The following is an 18647-nucleotide window of genomic DNA, read 5'->3' on the forward strand; positions in this document are numbered from 1 at the left end:
CGTTAATCTCGCGAGTTATCAGTCATCGTACAACTAGAAAAACAAGTTGTCCAGCATCACGAACCCCAAAAGGGGGTTCATGGACTAGTTATCGGAGGACTTGGCCGCTTCGGCCTTCTTCTGCGCCGCTTCCTGCGCCATGCGCAGCCGTTCGCGGCTGTTGGTCAGGTGGATGCGCATCGCGGCGCGGGCCGACTCGGGGTCGCGCCGCGCGATCGCCGCATAGATCTCTTCATGCTCGCGGTTGACGCGGCTGAGGTAGGCCCCACCCTCCTGGTGGCGGATCGCGCTGATGCGGGTGCGCGGGATGATCGTCGTGCCCAGGTGCCGCATGATGTCGGCGAAATAGGGGTTGCCGGTCGACTGGGCGATCTGCAGGTGGAAGCGGAAGTCGGGCGCCACGGTGTCGCCCGAGACCGTCACGTTGTGCTCGAAATCGTCGAGCGCCTGGCGCATCGCGACCAGCTGCTCCTCGGTGCGACGGCTCGCGGCCAGCCCGGCGGACTCGGTCTCGAGGCTGATGCGCAGCTCGAGCACGGCCAGCACGTCGACCGAGGTCGCGATCTCGCCCGGCTCGAGCCGGAACACCCCGCCCGGGCGCGGCTGCAGCACGAAGGTGCCGACGCCATGCAGGGTCTCCACCAGCCCGCCGGCCTGCAGCTTCGACAGGGCCTCGCGCACCACGGTGCGGCTCACGCCATAGGCCTGCATGATGGCCGACTCGGTCGGCAGCTTGTCGCCCGGCCGCAGCACCTGGCTGCGGATCTTCTCGCCCAGGTCTTCCACCAGCCCGTGCGCCAGTCCGCGCGCGCGCTGGCGCGGCCGCCCCACGAAGGCGCTGCCGCCCTTCGAGGCGGAAACACCGGCTTCCGGCGCATCGGAAACCAAGGGATTACCCGCAGTCGTCTGGTCCATACCCACGATCATAATCTCCCATCAGTTGTACGACAACAGATAACCTATCACTCAAAACCTGCCAGATCGCCGCCTTCGCACCTCTGCGGGTGTTCTCGTCGAAGCGGCATTCACATGAAGTATTCGCTCGATTTCTCTCCGCTGGCATCGTACTGGCCCGTGTTCGTCAACGGGGCATGGCTGACCCTGAAGATGACCGCGCTGGCCGTGCTGATCGGCGTCTGCGTGGGCACGCTGGTGGCCTTCGCCAAGCGCAGCCGCATCCGGCCCCTGTCGCGCGCCTGCTCGATCTACATCGAGGTGGTGCGCAACACGCCGTTCCTGGTCCAGATCTTCCTGCTGTATTTCGGCCTCGCGAGCTTCGGCCTGCGCATGCCGACCTTCGCGGCCGCGGTGCTGGCGATGGTGATCAACATCGCGGCCTACGCGGCAGAGATCATCCGCGCCGGCCTCGAGTCGGTGCCGCGCGGCCAGATCGAAGCAGCCGAATGCCTGGGCCTGTCGAAGTGGCGCATCGGCTGGCACGTGATGCTGCAGCCATCGATCGAGAAGGTCTACCCCGCCCTCACGAGCCAGTTCCTGCTGATGATGCAGGCCTCAGCGATGGCCTCGCAGATCTCGGCCGAGGAGCTCACGGCGATCGCCAACACCGTGCAGTCCGACACCTTCCGCTCGCTCGAGACGTACATCGTGGTCGCGGCGCTCTACCTGGTGCTGTCGCTGTTCATCAAGCTCGTGACCTGGGCGCTCGGCGAATACATGTTCCGCCGCCGCCGCGTGGTGCGCCGCGCGGCCGCGCAGGCGGGCAAGGTGCAGCCGGGCGCAGCGGCCGCCGTTGCGATCCATGGGGGTGCGGCATGAGCATCGGCCACTTCACCTTCACGCATTTGATGTACCTGGTGCAGTCCATCGGCTGGACCCTGGTGCTCTCGGCCATCGCCTTCGCGCTCGGCGCCATCGGCGGCTTCGGCCTGATGCTCGCGCGCATCTCGCCGCGGCCCTGGCTGCGCTGGCTGCGCTGGCTCGCGCTGGTCTACATCGAGTGCATCCAGGGCATCCCGCTGCTGATCCTCTTGTTCATCGTCTACTTCGGCCTCTCGGTCTACGGCCTCGCGCTGCCCTCGCTGATCGCGGCCGGCATCGCGATGATGATCTACGTCAGCGCCTACCTCGGCGACATCTGGCGCGGCTGCGTCGAGGCCATGCCCAAGCCGCAGTGGGAAGCCTCCGAATGCCTGGCCTTCACGCGCTGGCAAACCTTGCGCCTGGTGATCATCCCGCAGGCGGTGCGCCTGTCGCTGCCGCCCACGGTCGGCTTCCTGGTGCAGATCATCAAGATGACCTCGCTGGCCTCGGTGATCGGCTTCGTCGAGCTCACGCGCGCCGGCCAGATCATCAACAACACCATCTTCCAGCCCTTCCTGGTCTTCCTCCTGGTCGGCGCTTTCTATTTCGCCCTGTGTTATCCGCTGTCGCGCTGGAGCGAAGCGATGGAGAAGAAGCTCAATGTCGCCAATCGTTGAATCCCTGCGCACCCCCTACATGGACGCCAGCGTCGGCACGGCCGGCGGCGGTGCCGCGCAGGTCCCGGGCTCCTCGCCCATCGTGCGCCTGGACCAGGTCTACAAGAGCTTCGGCGCGAACCAGGTGCTCAAGGGCGTCTCGTTCGAGGTCGCCAAGGGCGAGATGATCGCCATCATCGGCGCCAGCGGCTCGGGCAAGAGCACGGCGCTGCGCTGCATCGACCGGCTCGAGGTGATCGACCGCGGCAGCATCGAGGTCTGCGGCATCCGCGTCGACGATCCCGCGGTCGACCTCAAGCGCCTGCGGCTCGAGGTCGGCATCGTGTTCCAGAGCTACAACCTGTTCCCCCACCTCACGGTGCAGGAGAACATCATGCTGGCGCTGCGCCACGTGAAGAAGCTCTCGCGCGGCGAGGCCGCCGAGGTGGCGATCCGCGTGCTCGACCAGGTGGGCCTCAAGCAGAAGGCCGACGCCTATCCCGAGCAGCTCTCGGGCGGCCAGCAGCAGCGCGTGACCATCGCGCGCTCGCTCGCGATGTCGCCCAAGGTCATGCTGTTCGACGAGGTGACCTCGGCGCTCGACCCCCAGCTCACCGGCGAGGTGCTGCGCGTGATGGAGGACCTCGCGGCCGGCGGCATGACCATGCTGCTGGTGACGCACGAGATGGCCTTCGCCAAGCGCGTGGCCGACCGGATCATCTACATGCACCAGGGCACCGTGTGGGAAACCGGCCCCGGCGAAATGCTCGACGCGCCCCGCACGCCGGAGCTGCATGCCTTCCTGAACAACGGGCTGTAAACAGGCAGCCCGGGTTCTTCTCTTTACTCCCATACCAAACCACACCAGGAGATATTCATGAAACTCGGCAAAGCCTTCACCCGCAGCTGCATCGCGCTGGCCCTCGTGGCCGGCGTGGCACAGGCCGCCATGGCCGACCAGCTCGACGACATCAAGAAGGCCGGCAAGATCCGCGTCGCGATCGCCATGGGCACGCCGCTGTTCAGCTTCGCCGACGCCAACCTGCAGCCCACCGGCTCCGACGTCGACACCGCCACGCAGCTGGCCAAGGACCTCGGCGTGAAGCTCGAGATCGTCTCGGTCACCAACGCCGCGCGCGTGCCCACGCTGCAGGCGCAGCGCGCCGACATCGTGGTGGCCGACCTGTCGATCACGCCCGAGCGCGAGAAGGTGGTCGACTTCTCGACGCCCTACGCCGTCATCAGCATCATCGTGGGCGGCCCCAAGAGCATCAAGGTCGCCGACTACGCCGACCTCAACGGCAAGCGCATCGGCCTGACGCGCGCCACCGTCAACGACACGCTGACCACGCAACAGGCCAAGGGCGCCGAGATCGTGCGCTACGAGGACGACGCCACGCTGATCACCTCGATGGTCACGGGCCAGATCGACCTGTTCTCGAGCACGCCCTCGAACCTCAGCGAAATGATCAAGCAGGCCCCGGCCAAGAACCTCGAGCTGAAGTTCTCGCAGAAGGACTTCGACCTGGGCATCGCGCTCAACAAGGAGCAGCCCAAGCTCAAGGAGTGGATCAACAACTGGGTCGTGACGAACCAGAAGAACGGCAAGCTCAACGCCATCTACAAGAAGTACCACGGCCGCGACCTGCCTGAACGCATCACCAAGCTGTAAGGACGAGCGACGGATGGAATCGAACAAGAAACTCGATCGGCTGCTGTTGACCGGCGCCGCCGGCGGCCTCGGCAAGGTGCTGCGCGAACGGCTCAAGCCCTATGCGGGCGTGCTGCGCGTGTCCGACATCGCGGCGCTCGCGCCGGCCGCCGACGCGAGCGAGGAAGTGGTGCCCTGCGACCTCGCGGACAAGGCCGCGGTGCATGCGCTGGTCGAGGGCTGCGATGCCATCGTCCACCTGGGTGGCGTGTCGGTCGAGCGGCCGTTCGAGGAGATCCTCGAGGCCAACATCAAGGGCATCTTCAACGTCTACGAGGCCGCGCGCCGCCACGGCGTGAAGCGCGTGGTGTTCGCGAGCTCGAACCACGTGATCGGCTTCTACCGGCAGGACGAGCACATCGACGCCCATGCCGCGCGCCGGCCCGACGGCTACTACGGCCTGTCGAAGTCCTTCGGCGAGGACATGGCGCAGTTCTACTTCGACCGCTGGGGCATCGAGACCGTGAGCATCCGCATCGGCTCCTCGTTCCCCGAGCCACTGAACCGCCGCATGATGAGCACCTGGCTCAGCTACCGCGACCTCACCACGCTGATCGAGAAGTCGCTGTTCACGCCCGGCGTGAAGCACACGGTGGTCTACGGCATGTCGGCCAACCGCGACGTGTGGTGGGACAACTCGGCGGCCGCGCACCTGGGCTTCGTGCCGCAGGACGGCTCCGAGGTGTTCCGCGACAAGATCGAGCAGCAGCCGCCGGTGGCCCCCACCGATCCCAACGCGATCTACCAGGGCGGCGCCTTCACGGCGCAGGGCCCGTTCGGCGATTGAGCGGCACGCCCAGCATGCAGGCCGAACTCGTTCTCGACGCGCGCAACGGCACCGGCGAAAGCCCGGTCTGGCAGGCGGCCGAGCAGGCGCTCTACTGGGTCGACATCCCGGCGCGCGCGCTGCACCGCTGGCATGCCATCGAGGGCCATGCCAGCTGGACCGCGCCCGAGATGATCGCCTGCATCGCGCCGCGCGCCGACCGGCCCGGCAGCTGGATCGCGGGCCTGGAGAGCGGCCTGTTCTCGCTCGAGCCACGCGCCGACGGCACGCTGGCCGCCACCTCGATCGCGCCGGTCGAGCACGCGGCCCCCGCGATGCGCTTCAACGACGGCCGCTGCGATCGCCAGGGCCGCTTCTGGGCCGGCACCATGCTGCTGGACATGGCCGCCGGCGCGCGCGTCGGCCGCCTCTACAGCCATGGCCAGGGCGATGCGAGCGCCGCCCTGCGCCTCGACGACCTGATCGTGCCCAACGGCCTGGCCTGGAGCCCGGACGGCCGCACGATGTATCTCTCCGATTCGCACCCGAGCGTGCAGGCCGTCTGGGCCTTCGACTACGACACCGCCAGCGGCACGCCGTCGAACCGCCGCCTGTTCGTCGACATGAAGCCCCTGCCCGGCCGCCCCGACGGCGCCGCGATGGATGCCGAGGGCTGCTACTGGATCTGCGGCAACGATGCCGGCCTGGTCCACCGATTCACGCCCGGGGGCCGGCTCGACCGCTCGCTCGCGGTGCCGGTGAAGAAGCCCGCGATGTGCGCCTTCGGCGGCCCGGGCCTCGACACCCTGTTCGTCACCTCGATCCGGCCTGGCAACACCGACCTGTCGGACCAGCCGCTGGCCGGCGGGGTGTTCGCGCTGCGGCCGGGCGTCACGGGATTTCCCGAGCCGATGTACGGCACTTGATTGGGTACCTGAGTCTTTGCGCTTTCATTTTCACGACAACCAACGATCAGAGGACGAGACAGACATGAAACTCCAGAAGACACTCATCGCACTTGCAGTCGGCGCCGCGGCCATGCTGACCACCCTGGCCGCCAGCGCCACCGAGTTCCGCTCGGCCGACATCCATCCCGACGACTACCCCACCGTCACCGCCGTCAAGTTCATGAGCGAGCGCCTCAAGGCGCTGTCGGGCGGCAAGCACAGCATCAAGGTCTTCAACAACAGCGCGCTCGGCAGCGAGAAGGACACCATCGAGCAGACCAAGATCGGCGCGCTGCAGATGGTGCGCGTGAACATCGCACCGATGAACAACATCTGCGCCGAGACGCAGGTGCCCACCATGCCCTTCCTGTTCCGCTCGGTCGACCACCTGCACAAGGTGCTCGACGGCCCGATCGGCGAGGAGATCCTCAAGTCCTGCGAGAAGCAGGGCTTCGTCGGCCTGGCCTACTACGACAGCGGCGCGCGCTCGATGTTCACCGCCAAGAAGCCGGTGCGCAGCTTCGCCGACATGAAGGGCCTGAAGGTGCGCGTGCAGCAGTCGGACCTGTGGGTCTCGATGCTCGAAGCGATGGGCGCCAACGCCACGCCGATGCCCATGGGCGAGGTCTACACCGGCCTGAAGACCGGCCTGATCGACGCCGCCGAGAACAACTACCCCACCTACGAGAGCGCGCGCGCCTTCGAAGTGGCCAAGTACTACAGCAAGACCGAGCACTCGATGGCGCCCGAGATGCTGCTGTTCTCCAAGCGCGTGTGGGACAAGCTCTCCACCGAGGAGCAGGGCTGGATCCGCCAGGCCGCCAAGGAGTCGGTGCCTTACATGCGCAAGCAGTGGGAAGAGCGCGAGGTGAAGTCGCTGGCCACCGTGAAGGCCGGCGGCGCCGAGATCATCGAGGTCGACAAGGCTCCGTTCCAGGCCGCGATGAAGCCGGTCTACGACAAGTTCATCACCGACGCGAAGCTCAAGGACCTCGTGAAGCGCGTGCAGGACACGAAGTAACCGGACCGGTTTGCTGAATTGGCTCCTTCCCCCTCTGGGGGAAGGCAGGGATGGGGGCATCGGCGCATCCATCGCCGCGCGCTTGCCGCCGCCCGGCGCCCCCACCCCAACCCTCCCCCACAGGGGGAGGGAGGACGACAGAAGGCTTCACATCGTATGTACACCAAACTCTGCCGCACGCTCGCGCGTGCCTGCATGTGGCTGGGCATCCTCGGACTCGTCGCGGTGATCTGCGCGGTGAGCTGGCAGGTGTTCGGCCGCTACGTGCTCAACAACACGCCGACCTGGGCCGAGAGCCTGGCGCTGCTGCTGGTGCTCTACGTCACCATGCTCGGCGTGGCCGTGGGCGTGCGCGACGCCGGCCACATCGGCCTCGAATCCTTCCTCGTGCTCGCGCCCGACTGGCTGCGGCTGAAGATGGAATACCTGATCCACGCGCTGATCCTGATCTTCGGCGCCGCCATGGCCTGGAACTGCGCCGAGCTGGCCGCCTCGGTCTGGGACTACCGGCTGCCCACGCTGTGGATCTCCGAAGGCTGGAAGTACGTTCCCGCTACCGTCTCGGGCGTGCTGATCGTCCTGTTTTCCATCGAACACCTCATCGCGCTCGCACAGGGCCGCGAAGTCGAACCCGCCTGGGGATAAGCCGCCATCATGACGATCCCGCTCCTCATCCTCTGCCTCTCGTTCACGCTGTTCCTGCTGCTCGGCGTGCCGGTGGCCTTCTCCATCGGCCTGTCCGCGCTCGCCACCCTGCTCTACGAAGGCCTGCCGCTGGCGGTCGGCTTCCAGCAGATGACCTCGGGCATGGGCATCTTCTCGTTCCTCGCGATCCCGTTCTTCATCTTCGCGGGCGAGCTCATGCTGTACGGCGGCATCGCCGACCGCATCGTCAACTTCGCGCGCGCGCTGGTGGGCCACGTGCGCGGCGGCCTCGGCATGTCGAACGTGGTGGCCTGCACGCTGTTCGGCGGCGTCTCGGGCTCGCCCGTGGCCGATGTCTCGGCCATGGGCGCCGTGATGATCCCGATGATGAAGAAGGAGGGCTACCACGCCGACTACGCGGTCAACGTGACGACCCACGCGGCCCTGGTCGGCGCGCTGATGCCCACCAGCCACAACCTGATCATCTATTCGCTGGCCGCGGGCGGCAAGGTGTCGATCGCGGCGCTGATCCTCGCGGCGCTGCTGCCGGCGGCGGTGCTGACGCTCAGCAACCTCGCGGCCGCCTACCTGGTGGCGGTCAAGCGCGGCTATCCCGCGGGCACCTTCCCGGGCTGGGACATCGTCTGGCGCTCGCTCGCCGCGGCGCTGCCGGGCCTGTTCATCGTGGTGCTGATCCTGGGCGGCATCCTCTCGGGCGTGTTCACCGCGACCGAGTCGGCCGCCGTGGCGGTGCTCTATGCGCTGGCGCTCACGATCTTCGTCTACCGCACGCTGAAGTGGGAGCACTTCATCAAGGCGGCCTCGAAGGCGGTGCGCACCACCGGCGTGATCCTGCTGCTGATCGGCATCTCGAGCACCTTCGGCTACCTGATCAGCCTCTACGGCGTGGCCGAGCTCACGGGCCAGATGCTGTCGCAGGTCACGACCACGCCGTGGATGATCTTCCTGCTGATCAACATCATTCTGTTCGTGCTCGGCACCTTCCTCGACATGGCGGCCACCATCCTGCTGTGCACGCCGATCTTCCTGCCGATCGCGCAGCACTACGGCATGAGCTCGGTGCAGTTCGGCGTGGTGATGCTGATCAACTGCGCGCTCGGCCTCAACACCCCGCCCGTGGGCACCACCCAGTTCGTGGGCTGCGCGATCGGCGGCGTGTCGGTGGGCCAGGTGATGCGCACCATCTGGCCGTTCTACGGCGCGCTGATCTTCGCGCTCGGCGTCGTGACCTTCGTGCCGGCCTTCTCGACCTGGCTGCCGAGCCTGTTCATGGTCGTGCGCTGATGACCGAGCCCGTGCGCCCGCCGCTGTACATCCGCATCCACCCGGCGGACAACGTCGCCATCGTCGCCAACGACGGCGGCCTGAAGGCCGGCGCGGTGTTCGCCGACGGCCTCGCGCTGGTGGACAACGTGCCGCAGGGCCACAAGGTGGCGCTGGCCGACCTCGCCGAGGGCGAGGCGATCCGGCGCTACGACGTGGTGATCGGCTATGCGCAGAAGGCGCTGCCGCGCGGCAGCTGGGTGCACGAGCGCGTGATGCGCATGCCGACCGCGCCCGAGCTCGACGGCCTGCCGATCGCCACCGTCAAGCCGCCGCCGATGGCGCCGCTCGAGGGCTTCAGCTTCGAGGGCTACCGCAATGCCGACGGCTCGGTGGGCACGCGCAACATCCTCGCGATCACGCAGACGGTGCAGTGCGTGGCCGGCGTCACCGAGTTTGCGCTGCAGCGCATCAAGCGCGAGCTGCTGCCCAAGTACCCGAACGTCGACGACGTGGTCGCGCTCGAGCACGGCTACGGCTGCGGCGTGGCGATCGACGCGCCCGATGCGATCGTGCCGATCCGCACCTTGCGCAACATCAGCCTCAATCCGAACTTCGGCGGCGAGGTGATGGTGGTGAGCCTGGGCTGCGAGAAGCTGCAGCCCGAGCGCCTGCTGCCGCCCGGCAGCATCCCGATCGCCGACGGCCGCGATGCCGACCTCGACGTGGTCTGCCTGCAGGACGACGAACACGTGGGCTTCATGTCGATGATCGATTCGGTCATGCGGCAGGCCGAGCAGCACCTCGCGCGGCTCGACGCGCGCCGGCGCGAGACCGTGCCCGCGAGCGAGCTCGTGGTGGGCGTGCAGTGCGGCGGCAGCGACGCTTTCTCGGGCGTCACCGCCAACCCGGCCGTGGGCTTCTGCACCGACCTGCTGGTGCGCGCGGGCGCCACTGTGATGTTCTCCGAGACCACCGAGGTGCGCGACGGCATCGACCAGCTCACCGCGCGCGCCAGCACGCCCGCGGTGGCCGAGGCCATGATCCGCGAGATGGCCTGGTACGACGACTATCTGCAGAAGGGCCGCGTCGACCGCAGCGCCAACACCACGCCCGGCAACAAGAAGGGCGGCCTGTCGAACATCGTCGAGAAGGCGATGGGCTCGATCGTGAAGTCGGGCTCGGCGCCGATCTCGGGCGTGCTCGCGCCCGGCGAGAAGGCCACGCACAAGGGCCTGATCTACACCGCCACGCCGGCCAGCGACTTCATCTGCGGCACCTTGCAGCTCGCGGCCGGCATCAACCTGCACGTGTTCACCACGGGCCGCGGCACGCCCTACGGGCTGGCCGAGGTGCCGGTCATCAAGGTCGCCACGCGCAGCGACCTCGCGCGCCGCTGGCACGACCTGATGGACGTGAACGCGGGCCGCATCGCCGATGGCGACGCCACGATCGAGGAGGTGGGCTGGGAACTGTTCCGCCTGATGCTCGACGTCGCCAGCGGCCGGAAGAAAACCTGGGCCGAGCACTGGCAGCTGCACAACGCGCTGGTGCTCTTCAACCCGGCTCCCGTGACCTGAGAAAAAGAGGCAGGCGCGGGTATTCCGGACGACCCGGCAAAGGGGGCCGGGCGTCCTTCTTTCAACCGAGAGAGGAGACCGAGGATGCAAAGAACCCGTTTGGTGGCGAGCATGATCGCAGGCGCCGCCCTGCTGGCCGCGTGTGGCGGCGGCGGTGGTGGTGGCGCGAGCTTCGTGCCGCTGCCGCCCGCGGCGAACAACCCGCCGCCCGAAACACCCGTGCCGCCCGAGGTGCAGGCAGCCCAGCCGAAGCTGTCGAACACGCCGATGAACGAGATCGTGAGCAGCCACCTGCTGCCCACCATCGAGCGCCTGTTCGCGCAGGTGCGCACGCAGAAGCTCGACACCGTGCTGCTGGGGCAGAAGGTGTTCGCGCCCGGCAGCAAGGACAAGTTCCTGCCCGGCAAGGTGGCGATCGGCTTTTCCTACATCCTGCTGAACACGCCCAGCTCCGACCCCAAGTACCGCGAGTACATCGACGGCTACCGCGAGATCGCCGACGCGACCATCGACGTGACCAACGACAGCTGGGGCATCTACTACTACATGTCGGCGCTGTGGAAGCTCAAGAAGGCCGGGCTGCTCGAGGGCAGCGGCGCCGCGATCTCGCCGGCCACGCTCGACAAGCTCAAGACCAAGCTCAACTGGACCGCCTTCGTCAACCCGGCCGACTATTCGCTGATCGGGCTGCCGACCAACTACTACGGCGTGGCCTTCAGCATCGCGCGCCTGCGCCACCTCATGGGCTGGGAAGGTCCCGAGGCCAGCGAGGCGCTGCTGCAGAAGATGATCAACCACTACAAGACCTTCTCGGCCTTCGGCTTCTCCGACGAGACCGACGGCAGCGGCCGCTTCGACCGCTACAGCGTGCTGCTGATCGGCGAGATCATGCAGCGGCTGATCGAGACCGGCATGACGGTGTCGGCCGAGGACGAGGCCCTGCTCAAGGGCTGGCTGCGCCAGTCGGTGGACGTGATCAAGGTGCGGCTGAACCCGGCCGGCAACGGCGTGGACTACGGCCGCAGCCTCGCGGGCTATGCCGACACGGCCTTCGCCGAAGTGCTGTCGGCGGCCGAGCACATGAACGTGCTGAACGAGGAGGAGAAGCAGATCGCCTATGCCTTCGCCACGCGCGTCACGGCCAAGTACGTGGAGTTCTGGTACGACGCCGAGCTCGGCTCGCTCAACATGTGGCAGAAGGGCCGGCGCGTCGACAGCTACCGCGGCATCGACCGCGTGCTCGGCGAGAACCTGAGCCTGTCGCACCAGCTGATCTACACCAACAACCTCTGGAAGTCGGCCGGCTACGCGCAGAAGGCGCCGGTGTCGACGCAGACCTTCCTGGCCTACCTCGACAGGCAGCCGCGCGCCACGCTCACGAAGTTCGCGGGCTTCGACGGCGGTGCCTCGACCTACGACCGCGGCCTGGTGACGTACCGCGACGGCCTGCGCGTGATCAGCCTGCCGGTGGTCAACGGTGCGAAGACCTACCACCACACCAACCCCTACTTCGCGATCCCCCACTCCTACAACATGCTCTCGGGCGTGGCCGACACCCAGTGGCCGCAGCTGCAGCCGCGCTTCACCGTGGCGACCGGTTCGCAGCCCCTGATCCCCGCGGCCTACCAGAAGAACCTGAAGATCGCCGAGGCCGGCCAGGTGCTCACGGTGAGCTACGACCAGGATGCGATGGACCGGGCCACCTCGGGCAACGACCCGATCAAGGACACGCGCATCACCTCGAACACGCGCTACACCTTCGAGCCCGGCCGGATCACGCGCGTCGACACCTACACGCCCGCGGCCGCGCTCGACATCGCGAAGCTCGAGCTCGAGTTCGGCAGCTACTCCGACGGTGCCAGCGCGCTCGGCGGCAACCGCTTCGCGTTCGCGAACGGCGACGTGCAGGGCTTCGAGGTCGAGGGCCTGCAGGACTGCGCCGCGGTCGATGTGCGCGAGAACGTCGACTACAACACGCCGACCGGCGCGCTGAAGACCAGCATCCGCTGCAGCACGCCGGCCTTCAGCCTGGCCGCGCCGCTCACGATCAAGTGGGTGCTCGAGTACCGCTCGCCGAGCGTGGCGGGCATCGCACCCAAGTGACCCACCGCCCGGCCGCCGCGAGACGGCCGGGCTTTTTTTCTCCAACGACGACAAGCCCCATGGAAGACCTCAGGAACAAGACCGCCCTCGTGACCGGCGCCAGCACCGGCATCGGCGCCGCGGTGGCCATCGCCTTCGCCGCGCGCGGCATGCGCGTGGCGGTGCACTACAACAGCTCGGCCGATGCCGCGAACCAGGTGGTCGAGACCATCCGCGCCGCCGGCGGCAGCGCCTTCGCGGTGCAGGCCGACGTGCGCGACACGGCCGCGATCCGCGACTGCGTGCGGCGCACCGCCGGCGAGTTCGGCCGCATCGACGTGCTGGTGAACAACGCCGGCAGCCTGGTCAAGCGGGTGCCGATCGCCGAGTTCGACGACGCGCTGTTCGACGAGGTGCTGCATGTCAACGCGCGCTCGGTGCTCGCCTTCTGCCGCGAGACGGTGCCGCTGATGCGCCAGCAGGGCGGCGGCAACATCATCAACGTGACCTCGGTCGCGGCGCGTACCGGCGGCGGCCCCGCCGCCTACCTCTACGCGGGCGCCAAGGGCTTCGTGAGCACGGCCACCCACGGGCTGGCCAAGGAATTGGTGGGCGACCGCATCCGCGTCAACGCGGTGGCGCCGGGCGTGATCCAGACGCCGTTCCAGGACCGCTTCTCCACGCCCGCGATGCTCGAAAACTTCAAGGCCGGCATCCCGATGGGCCGCCTCGGCGAACCCGAGGAGTGCGTGGGCGCCTTTCTCTTCCTCGCTTCGGAACAGCTCTCGGGCTATGTCACGGGGCAGGTCATCGAGGTGAACGGCGGGCAGTACATGCCCTGAGTTTTTTGAGCGACGGCGCCCTCGCGGGCGCGCATGGATTTCGATCGACAACAACCACTGGAGACACCATGAACAGAAACGACTTCCTCCGCGGCCTCGCCGCCCTCTCGGCGACGGCCGCGCTCTCGCTGGGCCTGGCCGCCACGGCCTCGGCGCAGGCCAGCGACTATCCGAACCGCACCATCGAGCTGCTGGTGCCCTACCAGCCCGGCGGCGGCACCGACGGCCTGGCGCGCGCCTTCGCGGACGCGAGCCGCAAGCACATCTCGCAGCCGATCGTGATCGTCAACCGCCCCGGCGCGGGCGGCGCCATCGGCTGGACCGAGGTGATCAATTCCAAGCCCGACGGCTACAAGCTCGCGGTGCTCACGGTCGAGCTGCTCACGCTGCCGCACCTGGGCCTGGCGAAGTTCAACTACGACGACTTCCAGCCGATCGCGCAGCTCAATGCCGACCCGGCCGCGATCACGGTGAAGGCCGACTCGCCCTGGAACACGATCGAGGACTTCCTCGCGGCCGCGAAGAAGGACTCGGGCAAGGTGAACGTCGGCAACTCGGGCAACGGCTCGATCTGGCACCTGGCCGCGGCCGCGCTCGAGGACAAGACCGGCACCAAGTTCGGCCACATCCCGTTCCAGGGCGCGGCGCCCGCGGTGCTCGCGCTGCTCGGCGGCCACATCGACGCCGTGGCCGTGAGCCCGGCCGAGGTGACGACCCATGTGCAGGGCGGCAAGCTCAAGGTGCTGATGGTGATGGCCGACCAGCGCGTGAAGGGCTTCGAGAAGGTGCCGACCGCGAAGGAGCGCGGCATCGACCTGACGATCGGCACCTGGCGCGGTCTGGGCGCGCCGAAGAACACGCCGCCCGAGGTGATGGCACGGCTGCGCGAGATCACGGCCAAGACCGCGGCCGAGCCGCTGATGCACGAGGTGATGGACAAGCAGAACCTCGGCTACGTCTACACCGACGGCGCGGCCTTCAAGGAGACGCTGGCCAAGGACAACGCCTATTTCAAGGCGTTGATCACCAAGCTCAATATCAAACCATGAGCTCAGCCACGCATCGCGCGCGGCGCGTCGCCGCGGCCGCGCTGCTGTCGGCGGCCGCGTGGCAGGCCCAGGCCGCGACCTGGGTCTACGTGGCGAACGCCGACAGCCAGGAGATCTCGGTGCTCGCGCTCGACCGCGACAAGGGCACGCTGGCGCCGGTGCAGACGCTCGCCGTCGGCGGCACGGTGATGCCGATGGCGGTGAGCCACGACAAGCGCCTGCTCTACGCGGCGCTGCGCTCGCAGCCGTTCCGCGTGGCCACGCTGGCGATCGACGCCGCCACCGGCCGGCTGCAGAAGCTCGGCGAGGCGCCGCTGGCCGACAGCATGGCCAACATCGACCTCGACGCCAGCGGCCGCTGGCTGTTCGCGGCCTCCTACCAGGGCGGCAAGATCTCGGTCAACGCGATCGGCAAGGACGGCACGGTGGGCGCGATCCAGCAGCTGGTGCAGACCGCGCCGAACGCGCACGCGATCCACGCCGACGCGGCCAACCGCTTCGTGCTCGCGACCAGCCTGGGCGGCGACAACCTCTCGGCCTGGCGCTTCGATGCCGAGCGGGGCCTGCTCTCGCCGAACGATCCGCCGCTCACGCGCACCGCGGCGCAGGCCGGGCCGCGCCACTTCGTCTGGGACAAGGCGCAGCGCCACCTGTACCTGCTCGACGAGCTCGACGCGGCGCTGCACGTGTACGCCTGGGATGCCGAGCGCGGCACGCTGAAGCTCGAGCAGAGCACGACCACGCTGCCCGCCGGCTTCGCGGGCAAGCCCTGGGCCGCCGACCTGCACCTCACGCCCGATGGCCGCCACCTCTACGCCTCGGAGCGCACCTCGAGCACGCTGTCGGCGTTCCGGGTCGACGCGGCGAGCGGCCGGCTGCAGCCGCTGGGCCAGACGCCGACCGAGAAGACGCCGCGCGGCTTCGCGATCGACTCGAGCGGACGCTACCTGATCGCGGCCGGGCAGGAATCGCACGGCCTGACCTTGCACACCATCGATCCCGCGACCGGCGCGCTCGGCACCGCGCAACGGCTCGCGGTGGGCAAGAACCCGAACTGGATCGAGATCGTCGATCTGCCCTGAACCTTCGCCACGACTTCGCCACAACCATAAGGAGACATCGCCATGCAACGCCGCACCCTCATTCGCAGCGCCTTCGCCACGCCGCTGCTCGCCGCCCTGCCCCATGCCTTCGCCCAGGGCAGCTGGCCGACGGGCAAGGCCATCACCTACCTCGTACCCTTCCCGGCCGGCGGCACCACCGACGTGCTGGGCCGGCTGATCGGCCAGAAGCTCGGCCCGGTGCTCAACACCAGCGTCATCATCGACAACAAGGGCGGCGCCGGCGGCAGCGTGGGCTCGGAGATCGGCGCGCGCGCCGCGCCCGACGGCTACACGCTGGTGGGCGGCACCATCAGCTCGCACGCGATCAACGTGAGCCTCTATCCGAAGCTGGGCTACGACCCGCAGAAGTCCTTCGCGCCGGTCACGCTGATCGGCACCAACCCGGTGGTGCTGGTGGTGAACCAGGCGAGCCCGCACAAGACGCTCAAGGACGTGCTCGAGGCCAGCAAGGCCAAGGCGGGCGGGCTCTCGTCGGCCTCGGCCGGCACCGGCACCTCGCAGCACCTGGCGCTGGAACTGCTGGCCTACAAGTCGGGCGTGAAGTTCACGCACATCCCCTACAAGGGCAGCGGCCCGGCGATCCAGGACGTGATCGGCGGCCAGGTCGACATGATGTTCGACACCACGGTGGTGGCCGGCCCGCACATCCAGAGCGGCAAGCTGCGCGCGATCGCCGTCACCTCGGCGAAGCGGCTGGCCTCGATGCCCGACGTGCCGACGGTGGCCGAGTCGGGCATCGCGGGGCTGCAGGACTTCGAGGTGGTCTCGTGGCAGGCGATCTTCGTGCCCGCGGGCACGCCCGCGCCGGTGGTGCAGCGGCTGCACACGGAGATCCGCACCATCCTCGCGACACCGGAGATGCAGGACAAGCTCAAGGGCTTCGGCATGGAGCCCACCGACCTGGGCACGGCGCAGATCGCGGCCTTCCAGAAGGCCGAGGTCGAGAAATGGGCGCAGGTGATCAAGGCGGCGGGGATCAAGGCCGAGTAGCGGAAAAACGCCCACCGGCCGCGCGGCCGGGAAATTCCGCGCAATTCGCCCCCGCGAAATCCCGAGGGAAGTTTCCTACGCCCCGGGCCGGGCCCGCTTTATAGAATGCCCCTCCCATCCAAGAACCAGAAGCTCCGCACGTGTCTGATCGCTCCGCTGTCCTGCCCCAATACCTGTTCCCCAAGCAGGCACTGACCAATTTCGCCGGCTGGGTCGCGGGCAAGGAGCGGGGAGCGGTCACCACCTGGATCATCCGGCGCTTCGTCGACAAATACGGCGTCGACATGAACGAGGCGCTCGAACCCGATATCGCGCACTACAAGAGCTTCAACCAGTTTTTCACGCGCGAGCTCAAGCCCGGCGTGCGCCCGCTCGCCGACACCGACCTGATCTGTCCCGTCGATGGTGCGATCAGCCAGTTCGGTGCGATCGAGGGCGACCAGATCTTCCAGGCCAAGGGCCACAACTACAGCACCACGGCCCTGGTCGGCGGCGACGCGGCGCTCGCGGCGCAGTTCGCGCACGGCAGCTTCGCCACGCTGTACCTGAGCCCGCGCGACTACCACCGCATCCACATGCCCTGCGACGGGCGGCTGCTGCGCATGATCCACGTGCCGGGCGAGCTGTTCTCGGTCAACCCGACCACCGCGCGCGGCGTGCCGGGCCTGTTCGCGCGCAACGAGCGCGTGGTCTGCGTCTTCGAATCGGCCCATGGCCCCTTCGTGCTGGTGCTGGTCGGCGCCACCATCGTCGGCAGCATGGCGACCGTGTGGCACGGCGTGGTCAACCCGCCGCGCGGGGGCGAGCTGCGCGAATGGCGCTACGACGACCGGCAGATCGCGCTGCGCAAGGGCGAGGAGATGGGCCGTTTCTTGCTCGGCTCGACCGTCGTCATGCTGTTCCCCGCACCCGCGGTGGCCTTCAATTCCGAATGGGCGCCTGCGCGCGCCATCCGGCTGGGCGAAGCCATGGCGAATTTTTCAAAGATGTGACGCTTTGTCTCTGGAGCCGCATGCAGCGTACGCCCACAGCTATAAAACTAGTAGCATCGTAATCATTTGAGCTATAGTCCCCGGCCGGAGCGAAGGCCGGACAGCGGTCCGCCAACCATCAAAAAAGAGCGAGGCCGAGGCACTGCCCACGGGGCCGGCCTCCCGCGCAGCACAGATCGCAGAGGAGATGATGACGATGAGTTCCAAGGAAAACGCAGCCATCAGCCAGTTGCTCGCGCTGCTCGAGGCCCGCTATGCGCTGCGTGTGCTCTGGGCCCTGCGCGACGGCCATGCCCAGACCTTCCGGCTGCTGCAGGACAGCGTCGGCGGCATCACTCCCAACACCCTCAACACCCGGATCAAGGAACTGCGCGAAGCCGGCGTGGTGAGCCACGGCGGCGACGGCTACAGCCTCACGCTCAGCGGCCAGGACCTGCTCAAGCGGCTGTCCGACCTGCAGGCCTTCGCGAGCAAGTGGCAGCTCGGCCAGGCCAAGAAGGCGGCGGCGCAACCGGCCGCCGCGGTGCCGCCAGCGGCCTCCGCCTCGGCGCCATCGGCAGCGCCCGCGCCGCAGCCGAGCTCGCCGCCGCTGCCTGTGCCCGCCTCGCCGCCGCCCTCCCCGCCTTCCTCGCCGATCCCGCCGCCGATCTCGGACTGAACCCGGCGGCGCCCCGTCCGGCAAACGCCGTCCGCCGGCCTCGGTAAACTCCGCGCCTTCGATCCCCGGATCGATGCCCTTCTTTCATCTCGCGAACATACCGACGCAAGGAGCGTTCACCATGCCCACCACTCCCTCCGGCCTGCAATACGAAGACACCGTCGTCGGCGACGGCGCGGAAGCCAAGCCCGGCCACCACGTGCACGTGCACTACACCGGCTGGCTCTACAACGACGGCGTGCAGGGCGCCAAGTTCGACTCGAGCCGCGACCGCAACGACCCGTTCGCGTTCTCGCTCGGCGCCGGCCAGGTCATCAAGGGCTGGGACGAAGGCGTGGCCGGCATGAAGATCGGCGGCCAGCGCACGCTGATCATCCCGGCCTCGCTGGGCTACGGTGCCCGCGGCGCCGGCGGCGTGATCCCGCCGAACGCCACCCTGAAGTTCGACGTCGAGCTGCTCGACACCCACTGATCGAGCGCGGGCCCTCGGCTCGAAGGCCCTGCGAAGGGCCTTTTTCATCGCCGGGCCGCCCCAAGAT

At 68.1% G+C, this 18647-nt stretch carries 18 protein-coding genes and 1 pseudogene; 18 read left to right on the top strand and 1 reads right to left on the bottom strand.

Annotation, left to right across the window (positions count from 1 at the left end; translation table 11 throughout):
• Positions 1 to 84: 84 nt before the first annotated feature.
• Positions 85 to 915 (bottom strand): FadR/GntR family transcriptional regulator, encoded by an 831-nt coding sequence (locus tag BM109_RS12345; protein WP_093343120.1) that lies wholly within the window; start codon positions 913 to 915, stop codon positions 85 to 87.
• Between the two features lie 114 nt (positions 916 to 1029).
• On the opposite strand from BM109_RS12345, the gene BM109_RS12350 reads away from it, so the two are divergent.
• From BM109_RS12350 to BM109_RS12435, 18 genes and pseudogenes are all read left to right on the top strand, one after another.
• On the top strand, positions 1030 to 1776 hold the full coding sequence (locus tag BM109_RS12350) for an amino acid ABC transporter permease (protein ID WP_093343121.1): 747 nt from the start codon (positions 1030 to 1032) through the stop codon (positions 1774 to 1776).
• The gene (locus BM109_RS12355) at positions 1773 to 2438 is read left to right on the top strand and encodes an amino acid ABC transporter permease (RefSeq protein ID WP_093343123.1); all 666 of its coding nucleotides are present in this window, start codon (positions 1773 to 1775) and stop codon (positions 2436 to 2438) included. Before BM109_RS12350 ends, BM109_RS12355 begins: the two co-directional genes overlap by 4 nt.
• Before the next feature lie 19 nt (positions 2439 to 2457).
• Entirely contained in the window at positions 2458 to 3237 is a 780-nt protein-coding gene (locus BM109_RS12360) for an amino acid ABC transporter ATP-binding protein (RefSeq protein WP_305728098.1), read from the top strand.
• Between the two features lie 57 nt (positions 3238 to 3294).
• The gene (locus BM109_RS12365; protein ID WP_093343126.1) at positions 3295 to 4089 is read left to right on the top strand and encodes a transporter substrate-binding domain-containing protein; all 795 of its coding nucleotides are present in this window, start codon (positions 3295 to 3297) and stop codon (positions 4087 to 4089) included.
• 13 nt (positions 4090 to 4102) lie between these two features.
• Positions 4103 to 4915, top strand: coding sequence for an NAD-dependent epimerase/dehydratase family protein (locus BM109_RS12370; protein ID WP_093343128.1), 813 nt, complete (start codon positions 4103 to 4105; stop codon positions 4913 to 4915).
• 14 nt (positions 4916 to 4929) lie between these two features.
• Positions 4930 to 5820 (top strand): SMP-30/gluconolactonase/LRE family protein, encoded by an 891-nt coding sequence (locus tag BM109_RS12375; RefSeq protein WP_093343477.1) that lies wholly within the window; start codon positions 4930 to 4932, stop codon positions 5818 to 5820.
• A gap of 64 nt (positions 5821 to 5884) precedes the next feature.
• Positions 5885 to 6862, top strand: coding sequence for a TRAP transporter substrate-binding protein (locus BM109_RS12380; RefSeq protein ID WP_093343129.1), 978 nt, complete (start codon positions 5885 to 5887; stop codon positions 6860 to 6862).
• 156 nt (positions 6863 to 7018) lie between these two features.
• Positions 7019 to 7507, top strand: a complete 489-nt coding sequence (locus BM109_RS12385) for a TRAP transporter small permease (RefSeq protein ID WP_093343131.1) — start codon at positions 7019 to 7021, stop codon at positions 7505 to 7507.
• A 9-nt stretch (positions 7508 to 7516) separates the two neighbouring features.
• Positions 7517 to 8812 (top strand): TRAP transporter large permease, encoded by a 1296-nt coding sequence (locus BM109_RS12390; RefSeq protein WP_093343132.1) that lies wholly within the window; start codon positions 7517 to 7519, stop codon positions 8810 to 8812.
• Positions 8812 to 10371: a galactarate dehydratase gene (garD, locus tag BM109_RS12395; protein ID WP_093343134.1), complete on the top strand. Its 1560-nt coding sequence runs from the start codon at positions 8812 to 8814 to the stop codon at positions 10369 to 10371. Before BM109_RS12390 ends, garD begins: the two co-directional genes overlap by 1 nt.
• 84 nt (positions 10372 to 10455) lie before the next feature.
• The gene (locus BM109_RS12400; protein WP_093343135.1) at positions 10456 to 12474 is read left to right on the top strand and encodes a lipocalin/fatty-acid binding family protein; all 2019 of its coding nucleotides are present in this window, start codon (positions 10456 to 10458) and stop codon (positions 12472 to 12474) included.
• A gap of 59 nt (positions 12475 to 12533) precedes the next feature.
• A complete protein-coding gene (locus BM109_RS12405; RefSeq protein WP_093343137.1) occupies positions 12534 to 13295 on the top strand; it encodes an SDR family NAD(P)-dependent oxidoreductase in 762 nt (253 codons plus the stop codon).
• 68 nt (positions 13296 to 13363) lie between these two features.
• Positions 13364 to 14344, top strand: coding sequence for a Bug family tripartite tricarboxylate transporter substrate binding protein (locus BM109_RS12410; RefSeq protein ID WP_093343138.1), 981 nt, complete (start codon positions 13364 to 13366; stop codon positions 14342 to 14344).
• Positions 14341 to 15426 carry a lactonase family protein gene (locus BM109_RS12415; RefSeq protein WP_093343140.1) on the top strand — a complete coding sequence of 362 codons (1086 nt, stop codon included), beginning with the start codon at positions 14341 to 14343 and terminating at the stop codon, positions 15424 to 15426. The genes BM109_RS12410 and BM109_RS12415 overlap by 4 nt, the downstream gene beginning before the upstream one ends.
• Positions 15427 to 15468: 42 nt before the next feature.
• Positions 15469 to 16458, top strand: a complete 990-nt coding sequence (locus tag BM109_RS12420) for a Bug family tripartite tricarboxylate transporter substrate binding protein (protein ID WP_093343141.1) — start codon at positions 15469 to 15471, stop codon at positions 16456 to 16458.
• A 140-nt stretch (positions 16459 to 16598) separates the two neighbouring features.
• Positions 16599 to 17450, top strand: a complete 852-nt coding sequence (asd, locus tag BM109_RS12425; RefSeq protein ID WP_093343143.1) for an archaetidylserine decarboxylase — start codon at positions 16599 to 16601, stop codon at positions 17448 to 17450.
• 196 nt (positions 17451 to 17646) lie between these two features.
• Positions 17647 to 17949, top strand: a pseudogene (locus BM109_RS12430) (winged helix-turn-helix transcriptional regulator); the annotation flags it as partial.
• Positions 17950 to 18229: 280 nt separating this feature from the next.
• Positions 18230 to 18580: an FKBP-type peptidyl-prolyl cis-trans isomerase gene (locus BM109_RS12435; RefSeq protein WP_057594512.1), complete on the top strand. Its 351-nt coding sequence runs from the start codon at positions 18230 to 18232 to the stop codon at positions 18578 to 18580.
• Positions 18581 to 18647 lie beyond the last annotated feature (67 nt).

It is taken from the genome of Variovorax sp. PDC80 (assembly GCF_900115375.1).
Taxonomy (GTDB): domain Bacteria; phylum Pseudomonadota; class Gammaproteobacteria; order Burkholderiales; family Burkholderiaceae_C; genus Variovorax.